General features: G+C 67.0%; 9 protein-coding genes. 5 read left to right on the top strand and 4 right to left on the bottom strand.

Translation table 11 applies throughout. The features are described from left to right. Positions 1 to 240 precede the first annotated feature (240 nt). The 4 genes from ACGFIV_RS07070 to ACGFIV_RS07085 all read right to left on the bottom strand — a co-directional run bounded on the left by ACGFIV_RS07070 (position 241) and on the right by ACGFIV_RS07085 (position 5,191). Entirely contained in the window at positions 241 to 1,170 is a 930-nt protein-coding gene (locus ACGFIV_RS07070) for a serine hydrolase (protein WP_358556190.1), read from the bottom strand. Positions 1,171 to 1,375: 205 nt separating this feature from the next. After that, entirely contained in the window at positions 1,376 to 2,581 is a 1,206-nt protein-coding gene (locus ACGFIV_RS07075; RefSeq protein WP_392832756.1) for a sensor histidine kinase, read from the bottom strand. Further along, entirely contained in the window at positions 2,578 to 3,324 is a 747-nt protein-coding gene (cseB, locus tag ACGFIV_RS07080) for a two-component system response regulator CseB (RefSeq protein ID WP_358553599.1), read from the bottom strand. The genes ACGFIV_RS07075 and cseB overlap by 4 nt, the downstream gene beginning before the upstream one ends. Before the next feature lie 226 nt (positions 3,325 to 3,550). Continuing rightward, positions 3,551 to 5,191 carry a DUF6119 family protein gene (locus ACGFIV_RS07085; protein WP_358553597.1) on the bottom strand — a complete coding sequence of 547 codons (1,641 nt, stop codon included), beginning with the start codon at positions 5,189 to 5,191 and terminating at the stop codon, positions 3,551 to 3,553. Between the two features lie 226 nt (positions 5,192 to 5,417). On the opposite strand from ACGFIV_RS07085, the gene ACGFIV_RS07090 reads away from it, so the two are divergent. From ACGFIV_RS07090 to ACGFIV_RS07110, 5 genes are all read left to right on the top strand, one after another. Continuing rightward, positions 5,418 to 7,547 carry an N-6 DNA methylase gene (locus tag ACGFIV_RS07090; RefSeq protein ID WP_358553595.1) on the top strand — a complete coding sequence of 710 codons (2,130 nt, stop codon included), beginning with the start codon at positions 5,418 to 5,420 and terminating at the stop codon, positions 7,545 to 7,547. Between the two features lie 62 nt (positions 7,548 to 7,609). Beyond that, entirely contained in the window at positions 7,610 to 9,646 is a 2,037-nt protein-coding gene (locus tag ACGFIV_RS07095; RefSeq protein ID WP_392832762.1) for an N-6 DNA methylase, read from the top strand. After that, complete coding sequence (locus ACGFIV_RS07100; RefSeq protein WP_392832764.1) at positions 9,643 to 10,899, top strand: restriction endonuclease subunit S; 1,257 nt, start codon at positions 9,643 to 9,645, stop codon at positions 10,897 to 10,899. Before ACGFIV_RS07095 ends, ACGFIV_RS07100 begins: the two co-directional genes overlap by 4 nt. Beyond that, entirely contained in the window at positions 10,896 to 12,188 is a 1,293-nt protein-coding gene (locus tag ACGFIV_RS07105) for an AAA family ATPase (protein ID WP_392832767.1), read from the top strand. The genes ACGFIV_RS07100 and ACGFIV_RS07105 overlap by 4 nt, the downstream gene beginning before the upstream one ends. Beyond that, positions 12,185 to 12,784, top strand: coding sequence for a DUF4276 family protein (locus ACGFIV_RS07110; RefSeq protein WP_358553587.1), 600 nt, complete (start codon positions 12,185 to 12,187; stop codon positions 12,782 to 12,784). The genes ACGFIV_RS07105 and ACGFIV_RS07110 overlap by 4 nt, the downstream gene beginning before the upstream one ends. The last annotated feature ends 4 nt before the right edge of the window (positions 12,785 to 12,788 follow it).

The raw sequence follows: 12,788 nt of genomic DNA on the forward strand, positions 1-12,788 counted from the left end.
TCGAGTGGGGAACATGACCGCCATCCTGTGCGACCCGGGTATCCACACCGTCGGAGCCGCGTACCCCCTGGCGCTCGGCCGTGTATCAGGTGTGCATCACGAGTCCAGACGGACCGGCGTCGCCTTCGCCTTGGAATGATCGGCCGAGGCCGGGCGCGCAGGCGGGATCTCTTACCAGGCAGCGGACAAGACGGTCTTGGAGGAGTGGCCTGGGCCGCCGGCGGGCCGACCGGCCAGACCTCACCGGGAAGCCAGTTCCTCCCGCACGGCGGTGATCAGCCTGTCGCCGGCGTCCAGCGCGGCGTACTTGCCCGCCGTCGGGCCGGCGCCCGGCCTCTGGGCCAGAATGACGCCGAGCACCAGGCGAGTCCTGCCGTTCACCTCGGCCTTGACGGCCCACATCAGGTTGCCGCCCGCCGCGGTGCCCGACCCGGTCTTGATGCCGATCACACCGGGCCTGTCCAGCAGGGTGTTGGTGTTGCGGAGCACGCGAGGGTCGCCCGGCACGGTCGTCTCGGTCATGGCGACGACCTGACGGAACACCTCGTCCTTCATCACCTGCCGGGCCAGCTTCAACTGGTCGACCGCCGTGCTGACCGTGGAGTCCTCGTTGCCGCTGGCGCCGGTGTAGACGGTGTCGGCCATGCCGAGGCCGCCGGCGGCGGCGTTCATCTTCGCGACGAAGGCCTCCTGCGATCCGGCGTCCCAGCGGGCCAGCAACCGGGCGACGTTGTTGCCGGACGGGATCAACATCAGCTCCAGTGACCGGCGCAGCGACAGCCTCTGCCCTTCCCGTACGGGCGCGGTGGACTCCTGCCCGGAAAGCGACTCGGTGGCGGCGGTCCTGTCGACCTCGATGAGCGGACCCGCCTCGCCGTCCTTGAGCGGGTGATCCTTGAGGATCACATGGGCCGTCATCACCTTGGTCACACTGGCGATCGGCACCGGCCTCATCTGGCCGCTCGTGCCGAGGCCGCCCACGCCGACCACCTCGATACCGGCCTGCCCTTCGCTCGGCCACGGCAGTGACAGGTCGATGACAGGCCGGGGAGGCGCGGCCTGGACGTCACTGCGGGCCGCGCCGACGCAGCCGGACACGCCGGCGACCGTCAGGGCGAGGACGCAGGCCCACAGCACGGAGCGGCCGGCGTTGTGACGGGCGGAACACATGGTGGGACCTCCACGAGGGCTCGGTTCACGCCTCGATCGGGCGTTTACCGGCCACTTTCGGCCGCGGAGGTGTCGACCCTGCGGAAGCGGCCCATCAGACGACGCTCAGGTGCGTTTCGGGTGTGTATCAGCGCCGGAGGCCGGGCGCGTATGCCAGCCCGGGAGGTCCGGCCCGTATGTCAGCCCGTGAGGCCGGGCGCGTATGTCAGCCTGGGAGGAGGATCGTGACGATCGCGCCGCCGTCCGGGGCGTTGGCGAAGACGAGCTCGGCGCCTATCACCTGGGCCTGGCCGAGAGCGATGGCCAGGCCCAGACCGTGGCCCTGGCCGCGTTCGGCTCTGCCGGTGCGGAAGCGTCGCGGCCCCTCGGCCAGCAGGTCATCGGGAAAGCCCGGCCCGTGATCGCGGATCACGATCGTACGGCCGCTCACGCGGACCTCCACCGGAGGCCGGCCATGCCGGTGCGCGTTGGCGACGAGGTTGGCGATGATCCGGTCCAGGCGGCGAGGGTCGGTGTCGGCCACGGGGTCGCCCTCCACCGTCAATCGGGCGGTGAGATCGAGGCGGCGCAGCGACTCGGAGACGAGGTCACCGAGCGGCACGGGGGAGCGCTCGGCCTGCTCGGCCCCCGCGTCCAGGCGGGAGATCTCCAGCAGGTCCTCGACCAATGACCGCAGCACGCCGACCCGGTCGCGAACCAGGTCGGTCGCCTCGCCATCGGGCAGCAGCCCGGTCGCGGTGAGGAGCCCCATCAGGGGGGTGCGCAGATCGTGGGCGACGTCGGCGGTGAAACGCTGTTCGGCGAGCAGCCTCCGCTGCAAGGTCGCCGCCATCGAGTCGACGGCCGCCGAGATGCCGGCGATCTCGTCACTGCCGCCCGCCTCGGTACGGGCGTTCAGGTCCCCGTCCGCGATCAGCCGTGCCGTGGCGGCCACCCGGCGCAGCCGCCGGTTCGGCAGCTCGGCGGCGAGCGCCGACACGGGCACGACGACGGCGAGCGCGGCCAGCGCGGCCTTCACCATGTTCCGGTCGAGGGCCCGCAGGCTCCTCAGCTCCGTCCCCATGTCGATCTTGGCGGTGACCACGTGGTCTCCCACCGGTCTGGCTGCCCACATCCAGGGCTGGTCAGGCCGTTCCTCGCTGTACCAGGTGACCGTCTCGGCGGACGTGAGCCGTTGCCGCAACCCCTCAGGAAGCTCGGCCGGATCCCTCAGCGCGTCGCTCGTCGCCGTGCCGGTGCGCAGGTATTCGTCCGCCGCCTGCGTCACGGCCAGCACCGCCCTGTCCTCACCGATGCGGAGCGACCGGTCGAAGGTCGCCCGATGCACCAGCACCCCGACCACGGCCGCGACCGAGCAGGACGCCATGGCGACCAGTACGGCGATCTTCCACCGCAGGGAGGCCGGATTCACGAACGTCGCAGCTTGTATCCGAAGCCGCGCACCGTCTCTATGCGCTCGGCGCCGATCTTCTTCCGCAACCGCTGCACGCACAGGTCCACCACGCGGCTGTCGCCGTCCCAGCCGTAGTCCCACACGTCGCGCAGCAGCGTCCGGCGGTCCAGCACGAGCCCGGGGTGGGCGGTGAACTCAAGGAGCAGCCGCAGCTCGGTGGGCGCCAGCGCGACGGGCCGTCCGGCCCGCCACACCTCAAGGGAGCCGCTGTCGATGGTCAGATCCCCGAAGGTGAGCGTGGACGTGCCGCCGCCCTCGACGCCGACGGTGGATTCCGGTTGCGGGGTGAAGGTGGCCCGCCGCAGCAGGGAGCGGATCCTGGCCACCAGCACGGGCATGTCGACCGGCTTGACGACGTAGTCGTCCGCGCCCGCCTCCAGGCCCGACACCACGTCCAGGGCGTCGCCCCGCGCCGACATCATCAGGATCGGCACCATGCTGGTTTCCCTGACCTTACGGCACAGGCCGATCCCGTCCAGGAAAGGCAGCATGACGTCCAGCAGCAGCAGATCATGCCCGCCGTCCTGGAAGGACTCCAGGCCGCTCAGGCCGTCACCGGCGGTGGAGACGCGGTACCCGTAGCGCTCCAGCGTCATGCCCACCGTCCTGCGGATCACCTCGTCGTCCTCCACCAGCAACACCGCGACGGGCGACGCGGCCTCGCGCCGGGCCGCGGTCTTCGGTTCGTCACTCAGCTCCATATCATCCGTCCCTCTCTGCTCGGCTCGCTTAGGACGCTCGGCGGGATCCATGGGAGCTATTGGGGGTTTGTCCTCAGATCAAGGTGCCGTATACCACCTGGTGCCGGTCGAGGGGGATCAGGATGTCGGCGGTCCCAACCGGGCGCATCCGCATAGTACGTGCGCTCGACGCGTTCTCGGGCGACGAAGGCAGCCGGTCTCCTTCGGTGAGTGTGCCGAAAGGACGCTACTCCGCGGGGATGCCGATGACCTCCACCTCCACCCCGTAGAGCGACTTGAGCGTGGCGGCCATGTGGACGAGTGCGACCTGGGAGAAGGGGAAGAGGGTCGCGGGAGTGAGCTTCCGGCCCGTCTTCATGTGGATCGCGAAGACCACCTTCCTGGGCCGGTAGCTCAGGGGAACGCTCCGGCCACCACCGCTGGCCTCGGTGACGACTTCGCTGAAGCGCTGCCGCGCGTCGGCCTGGTTGAGGAGAGTCTCGACGGCGACGAGTGCCTGGTTGAACAGATGGCTCAGGGAGTCCGAGCCGCTCGCCGGCTTGACGCAGATGAGCTCGTCCTCGGGACCGAGGAGGTCGCAGACCTCGACGCCCTGGTGGCGGTGGAGTGCGGTCCGGACCCCCTTGCGGTCCAGGCAAAGGTACGAAGCCCGCCCCAGCTCGTGCTGGACCCGCAGGTTGTAGGCCTTCTCGTGCTCGCCCTTCCGCCACGGCGGCAGGACCGTCGAGGAGACCGTGGTGATGAGCTGGTCGACCTGTTCGCGAATGCCGTTGAGGTAGTCGGCGCCGCTCTCATGCCATTCGCCGTCGATCAGGAAGAACTGGCGGGCATCGATGGCCATGTGTGCCTCCAGCCAGCGGATGGCGATGGCGCCTCCGATCGTCCCGGCGCCGTCGCCGCCGTCGGACAGTTCGATGCGGCCCGCGCGCAGCGCCGCCGTGGGGGCGGTCCCGTTGAGGACGCGGCAGCGGTTCAGGATGTCCTCTGTCTCCAGGCTCCGCCTGCCCCGGACCCACGCCGAACCGATCTTGATGTTGTACGAGACGGTCTCGTCGAGCTTCGCGGCCAGGTCGACCGGTACGGCCAGGGCGAGGGGAACCTCGGTCTTCCCGCGCAGCCCTTCGTCGAGCATGGCGTCGAGGCGGCTGATGACGGCGGCGTCCCGCACCGGCTTGATCGCCTCGATGAAGGCGAAGCTCGGGTGCACTTCCATCTCACACACCTTGATGATCTGCTGCAGAAGGGCGACGAGCTTGGCGTTGTCCAGCGGGATGGGCAGGCGAAGCCCGGCGGCGGAACCATCGACGGTGATGGAGTCGCCGTCCTCCAGCCCGAGGACCTCGGGGTGAAGCCTTCCCCCGAGCTTGCGGACGATCTCGGCGTGCCGCCGGACGCCGACGCTGTCGATGGGCAGGCCGGACGGGACGAGGGTGGCGTCCTGACGGCCCTGGCGCACCGTCGACCGGCGGACGATGTCGCGTACGCGGTCGGGGTCGATGGCGCGGATCGCGAACCGCAGCCCGAAGTCGGGGTCCTTCAGCTCGTCCGGAACGAGGCGGAAGCCGTGGCCGAACCCGATGGCGAAGACCTGGCCGTCGAGCGCGACGAGGAGGAGCGCGGCGGGGTTCTTCGCGTCGAGCGGGGTGTCCTCGCCGACGAGCTGGGACAGGTCCGATGACCATTCGACCTTGGGGATCATGAAGTGCCCGCGTACCAGGTAGGCGACCGCGTCCCCGGGAAAGTCGGGGAAGAGCGGGGCGAACGTGCGCTCGTCGAGGAGCTTTCCGTCGAGTGCGTCGAACAGCCCGTCGAGGGTGGGCTCGACGTCGAGCAGGTGGTACAGCGTGACAACGCGCTTTTCAGCCATGGCCGGCTCCACAGGGAAGAGGGCCGTGCCTCGGGGCACGGCCGGTGGGGAAGGGTCTAGGTGCTCTTGCTCGCGGTGCTGCTGACGGACGCCCTGTGGTGGCGGGGCGGTTCTCACCACATGAGGCGGCAGGCGTCGCTAGAGTTACGACCCTGAAAGCATCTCTAGGAGAGCATGGAGTGAAAGCACTGTCAATCACTATGCAACTGTTGGCGGTGTGTATACAGTGGAGCTTGCCCACAAGCCCCCCGAGCGTTGGCAGGACGAAGTGGTAGAACACCGTTCCGAACAGCTGACGGCCGCGGAGATCTCCCGTCTGGCGGGGGTGACGCGCGCGACGGTCAGCAACTGGCGGCGGCGCCACCCCGACTTCCCGCAGCCGAGCGGGGGCACAGAGGCCAGCCCCACCTACGACCGAGAGGCCGTGGAGTCCTGGCTGGCCGCTCGCAACCAGCTCCCGGAGGCGTCGCCGCTGGACGAGCTGAGGGCCGAACTGCGCAAACTACCCCGTGACGTCGTCACAGAGGGCGTCCCCGCCGTAGTGCGTGCCGCGCTGCGGATGGACGCCGCCGAGCGTGGGGAACTCGACGATCTTCCCGACGAGGATTTCCTGCGACGAGTACGGCAGGCCGTGCGAGAACAGGCCGCCGGTCGGCGTGGCACGGGGCACGATCGGTTCACGGCTTTCACATCGCCCGGGTTACGGGCGGTCCTCCGGTCGATGAGCGCGATCGGTGCCGTGGAAACGCTCGAACTGCTCCATGAGTGGCAACCGGCGGACACCGGCGTACGCGGCCTGTACAGCACGCCCGAGCAGGTAGCGGACCTGATGGCGGCGCTCATCGCGGAGCGGCCGTACCCGGCGAGCGTCTTCGACCCCGCCTGCGGAACGGGAGGACTGCTGGCCGCCGCGAGCCGGCGCGGCGCGGCGCACCTGTTCGGGCAGGATGTCGCCGCACTGCAGGCCGATCAAGCGGCGATCCGCCTCAGCGTCCTCACCCCTGAAGCCGAGATCCAGGTGCGTTCGGGCGACAGCCTGCGGGACGACGCCTTTCCCGGGCTGACCGTGGACGCCGTGCTGTGCAACCCGCCGTACGCCGATCGCGAGTGGGGCCATGACGCGCTGGGGTACGACCCGCGGTGGGCGTACGGCGTGCCCTCGAAGGGGGAGTCCGAGCTGGCCTGGGTCCAGCACTGCCTCGCCCATCTGGATCCGGGCAGGACGGCGGTCATCCTGCTGCCCCCCGCGGTGGCCGAACGGCCGGGGGGACGGAAGATCCGTGCCGAGCTCGTACGACGGGGAGCGGTGCGCGCGGTCGCCTCGCTGCCGCCCGGGACGGCGCCGCCACTCCATGTCGGGCTTCACCTCTGGATCCTCCAGCGACCGGCAGGGGACAAGGGGGAGGCGTCGTCGGTGCTGTTCGTCGACACGGCATCGGACGAGCTGTCCGGCGAGAATCAAGACGGCCTTTTCGGCACCGTTCTCCAGCAGTGGCGCGGGTACGTCGAGGAGCCCGAGGGCTTCACCGGAACTCCTGGTGTGGCGCGTGCCGTGCCCGTCCTTGAGCTGGTCGACGAAGCGGTCGACCTGAGTCCGAGCCGTCACGTCCGGACCGGGCCCGTCGCCGGAGAGCCGGACTGGCAGGCCGAGAACGCCCGCTCCACCCGGCTGCGGCTTCGGCGCGCGATCGACGCCCTAGCCCTGCTGAGCCAGGGAGAGGACTGGAAGCCCGCCGGCGCCAAGCCCGCCACCTGGCGCACGGCGACGGTGGCCGACCTCGTGCGCGGCGGCGCGATCGACCTGCACCGGGCGAGGTCCATACGTGACAGGCAGCCTCCCGGGCATGGCGCGTCCTCGGAGCACGATGACACGCCGGTTCTGACGGCCGGTGACGTGACCGCGAGTCGAGCGGCCTCCGGCACTGTTCCGGCGAGTCATTTCGGCGAAGTAGTGGAGATCCGGCGCGGAGACGTCCTGCTCCCCGAGATGGTGCACGGCGGCCCCAGCACGGCCCGGGTGGCCGACCAAGGCGATGCCGGCGCGCTCCTCGGCCCGCACCTCCATCTGTTCCGCCCGGACCTGGACCGGCTCGATCCATGGTTCCTCGCGGGATTCCTGTCGGCCGAGGACAACCTGAACAGCAACGCCAGCGGCAGCACGATCACGCGGGTCGACGCGCGGCGGTTGCGGGTGCCGCTCCTCCCGCTGGACGAGCAACGCCGGTACGGCAAGGCGTTCCGCAGGATGGTCGCGTTGCGACGGGCGGCCGACCTCGCCGTGCGGCTGGCCGCGGAGACCGCCCGTCAACACGATGTGGGACTTACCAGCGGGGCGGTGCTCCCGCCCGAAGAATGACAGGGTGAGACCAGGTGCTCACCGCCCAGCGACCAACCCCCAGAGCCTTCGGAAGGAAACCGTTGAACCACGACAAGGTCGCCGAACTCGTGAACCACGCATGGTCGGTCGCCGATCTGCTGCGAGGCGACTACAAGCAGGCCGACTACGGCAAGGTCATCTTGCCGTTCACCGTGCTGCGCCGCCTCGAATGCGTCCTGGCGCCGACGCGGGACAAGGTGCTCACCGAGGTCGAGCGGCTCTCCGGCCGGGACATCGACATGGACCGTTTCCTTCGCAAGGCCGCAGGCCACAGCTTCTACAACATCAGCACGTACACGCTGAAGGCGATCTCGGGTGACTCGGGCCAGGTGGCCAAGCACCTGCTCGCCTACATCGGCGCGTTCTCGCCCAACGCGCAGGAGGTGATGGAGAAGTACGAGTTCGCCCAGCAGATCAAGAAGCTGGACGCCGCGAACCTGCTGTACAAGGTGGTGGGACGGTTCGCCGACCTGGATCTGCGGCCCGTGGAGCGGGACGACGACGGCGACGTGGTCACCGACGAGCGGGGCGCGCCCGTGGTGGTGGTCTCCAACCACGACATGGGCTACGCCTTCGAAGACCTGATCCGCCGCTTCGCGGAGCAGTCCAACGAGACGGCCGGTGAGCACTTCACCCCGCGCGAGGTCATCGAGCTGATGGTCAACCTGCTGCTCGCCCCGGACGATGACGCGCTGGTCGTCCCTGGCGTCTCGCGCACAGTGCTCGACCCCGCCTGCGGTACGGGCGGCATGCTCACCGCCGCCGAGGAGCACATCCGCGACCGCAACCCCGACGCGACGGTCCACGTCTTCGGACAGGAGCTCAACCCGGAGTCCTGGGCCATCTGCCGTTCCGACCTGATGATCAAGGGGCAGAACCCGGAGAACATCAAGTTCGGCAACTCCTTCAGCGACGACGGACACCGGAGCGCCACCTTCGACTACATGCTCGCCAACCCGCCGTTCGGGGTCGAGTGGAAGAAGGTCAAGGACGAGGTGGAGAGGGAGCACGACCAGCTCGGGGAGAGCGGCCGCTTCGGGGCGGGCCTGCCCAGGATCAACGACGGCTCGCTGCTGTTCCTCCAGCACATGATCTCCAAGATGAAGGACGTGGAGAAGGGCGGCAGCCGCATCGCCATCGTCTTCAACGGCTCGCCCCTCTTCACCGGTGCCGCCGAGTCGGGCGAGTCGAAGATCCGCCAGTGGATCCTGGAGAGCGACTGGCTCGAAGCGGTCGTCGCACTGCCCGACCAGCTCTTCTACAACACCGGCATCTCGACGTACTTCTGGATCCTCACCAACCGGAAGGACGAGGACCACAAGGGCAAGGTCGTCCTGCTGGACGCGCGTGACTACTGGGCCAAGATGCGCAAGTCCCTCGGCGACAAGCGCAAGTACCTCACCAAGGACCACATCGGCGAGCTGACCCGGCTGTACGGCGAAGCGCTCCAGGTAGCAGCCGATTCCGAGCACCCGCTGCACGGCAAGGTCAAGGTCTTCCAGAACCAGGACTTCGGCTACCACCGGATCACCGTCGAACGCCCGCTGAAGCTCCGCTTCGAGGTCACCGACGCGACCCTCGCGGCCGTACGCGACTCCAAGGCGCTCGGGCGGCAGGTGGACGCCGACCTCCTGGTGGAGGTGCTCAAGCCGCTCCTCGGGCAGCGCTGGGACAAGAAGCTCACCGCTTTCGCGTCGGTACGTGAGGCGATGGCCTCGTCCGGCGTGCTCTGGCCGTCCACACAGCCGTTCCTGGTCGCCCTCCGCGATGCCATAGGCGTACGCGACCCTGAGGGTGAGGTGCAGATGAAGAAGGGCGACCCTGAGCCCGACCCGGAACTGCGCGACTACGAGAACGTCCCACTGGACGAGGACGTCGAGGAGTACCTACGGCGCGAGGTCCTGCCCCACGTCCCCGACGCCTGGATCGACCACACCAAAACCAAAACCGGCTACGAAATCCCCTTCACCCGCCACTTCTACATCTACAAACCGCCCCGCCCGCTCGCAGAAATCGACGCGGAACTCAAGGCTCTGGAGGCCGAGATCCAGGCACTCCTTGGCAAGGTGACATCATGACTACGAGGGCAGATTTCGCTAGTGCAGTTGAATGGCCGAGTGCGTGGCGGACTGTTCCCTTGTGGACGCTTTTTGAGCGCATCAAGGATGTGGGCCACCCTGATGAGGAGATGCTCAGCGTCTATCGCAACTACGGGGTAGTGAAGAAGGACGGTCGCGGTGACAACTTTAACAAGACGGCCGAGAACAGGGACATCTATCAGTTGGTTGATGAAGGGTGGCTGGTTGTCAACCGGATGAAGGCATGGCAGGGCTCGGTCGGTATTTCCTCGTATCGGGGAATTGTGTCGGGGCATTACATTTGTTTCCGCCCTAAGCATGAAGAAGATCCTCGGTTTTTGAATTGGCTTTTGCGGTCGGATGTTTATGCCCTGGAATACATGCGCTTGTCGCGTGGGGTTCGCCCGAGTCAGATCGAGATCGACAACGACGGCCTCCGCGTTCTACCTGTACGCCTTCCTGGTATTGACGAGCAGCGACGCATCGCTGACTTTCTAGATACGGAGCTTGTCCATATCGATCGACTTGCAACCTGTATGCAAGCCCAAAATGACTTGCTCGCGGCGCGCCGTAGTGCTGTACTGATGCGAGCATCAGGTGAAAATGGGACACCTTCCGTGCGCCTTGGATACTTCCTGAAACTCACCACGAGTGGACCACGCGGCTGGGGTGAATATGCCTCTGAGCATGGGACTTTCTTCTTTCGTAGCGCCAATTTAAGGCGAGATAGTATCGATCCAAACCTTGATTCGGTTAGCTATGTCGCGCCTCCAGAGAGCGCAGAGGTTGAGGCTAAGCGCTCCCGTGTTGAGTATGGAGATGTCCTTATTGGGCTCACTGGAGCGAATGCTGGTTGGGTGACTTATGCAGATTCGATTGTATCCGGTGCAAATGTCAGTCAGCATGTGTGCCTAATGCGACCGGTGGGTGGCATTCGGGGGCGTTGGCTTGCGTACTATTTGGCGTCACCGCCAGTTCAGGATGAACTTTTTAGCAGTCAGTACGGGGGTACAAAGACCCAACTCTCGCTGCCCAACCTCCGAGACCTTCGTGTCCCTGTTCTGCCGCCCAGCGAACAAGATCGAATTACGTCGGAAATTGATGCAGAGTTGGGCAAAATCGAAGGGGAGCAAACCTTGCGTGCTCGCCAGTTGGAATTGCTCACTGAGAGGTGTCAAGCCTTGATCACGGCTGCTGTGACCGGGGAGTTCGATGTGTCCACGGCCAGTGGGCGAGGGATAGATGTTTCATGACCAGCACTGATGATCAGGCGCCTCCTTTCATCTCCCGGGTTCGGGTACAGGGGTTCCGTTCCCTTGCCGAGTGTGATGTGCGGCTTGGGCCGCTCACCGTGCTGGCCGGGTTCAACGCATCGGGGAAGTCGAACTTCCTTGACGCGATCCGGTTCGTCCGTGACGCGCTGGCCTACTCGCCAGCCCACGCGATCGCTGAACGGGGTGGGCTGGAGTCGGTTCTCCGAAGGGTCGGAACGGCGGGTGAATCAGGCGGGAAGGAGATCGCGGACTCCTTCCTGATCGCTCTTGAGCTGGCACTGCGACCTGACGGCGGGCGGGCGACGTACGAGGTGTGCATCGGCCGGGACCCGACGGATGAATTCACGCATCTGGTTCTCCGGGAGAGCTGTTCGCTGCGGCTTCCGGGCGAGGATGCCTCCTTCTCCACGGATCTGTCCAGCAAACGGAAACGCGACGTGAAGGGAGGCATTCCTGGGGCGCGGCTCCATCCGAAGGAGCTCCTGTTGCCTGTCGTCGGCCGGCTGGCGCCATACGACGAGCTGTTGCGGGCGCTGCTCGCGATGCGATTCTACGAGTTGGAGACCGATGTCCTGCGGGGACTGGACGACACTCGCCTCCGACGGACACAGCTCGGCGAGCGGGGTGAACACCTGGGGCAGGTGCTGGGACTCCTCGCCGCCCAGCATCCGTCGTTCAAGGAGTCCCTGGACGGTTTCATGCGCTGGCTGATCCCGTCGCTACTGGGTGTGGATCAGCGGCTCCAGGGCGACTACGCGACGATCCAGGCGCGGTTCTGGACCGGTGACCCGGTCCTACCGTTCTGGAACGCGGTCAACTCCAATGCGGTTCATTCTGGAGACCCCTACGTCGAGGTGTTCCAGTCCGAGCAGCTTTCCGAAGGCACCGTTCGGGGGACGGGTGTGCTCGCGGCTCTTTTCCAGCCAGATGCCTTGACGGGCGCGATCCCGCTGGTGGCAATCGAGGAGCCGGAGATCGCCATCCATCCCGCGAGGGTCGCGGGCCTATTCGATGCGATCAAAGAGACCTCGATCAGGACTCAGGTGATCGTGACGACGCAGAGTTCGGATCTGCTGGACACAGAAGAGGTGCATCCCTCACTCCTTCGGATCGTCGAGATGGTGGACGGCGTGACCAGGATCGGCGAACTCAGCGACCACACTCAGCGAAATCTGCTCAAGAATCCCTCCCACCTGGCCGACATGCATCGGCAGGGACATCTCCGCCCTGCGGCCTCAGTCGACGGCGGGCAGGGACCGCAGCAGTGACGTCGATCCGTATTGCCACCATCGTTGAAGGGCATGGGGAAGTGCAGGCGTTGCCGGTGCTTCTGCGCAGGCTTGTGACGGAGATCGCCCCGCATCGGTGGGCCGACCTGCCCGCACCTCGCCGCGTGAACCGGAACTCCCTGGTGGCTCCCAGAGGCATCGAGGACGCGGTCGACCGCCTGATCTCGGACGTCGAGGGCGTGACGGGCGTCTTAGTGCTGCTCGATGCGGACGATGACTGCCCGGCAGACCTTGGCCCCCAGCTGCTGTCCCGGGCATGTGCGGCGAGACCGGATGTCCCCATAGCCGTGGTGCTGGCCAACCGGGAGTTCGAGGCGTGGTTCCTGGCCGCCGCGAAATCTCTCCGAGGATGTACGAGCCTTCGGGCGGATCTGCGGCCCCCTGACGATCCGGAGCGGATCAGGGGGTGCAAAGAGTGGCTGACCAACCATCGGACGGACCACCAGTCGTACAACCCGAAGAAACACCAGACCAGTCTGGCGGCCCTTTTCGAACTCCACCTGGCGCGGCAGAACTCGCCGTCCTTCGACAAGTTCTGGCGGGACGTCGAGTACCTGATCACCGGGAAGAGGTAACCCC

This window comes from Sphaerisporangium sp. NPDC049003 (assembly GCF_043197795.1).
In the GTDB taxonomy this organism is placed as follows: domain Bacteria; phylum Actinomycetota; class Actinomycetes; order Streptosporangiales; family Streptosporangiaceae; genus Sphaerisporangium.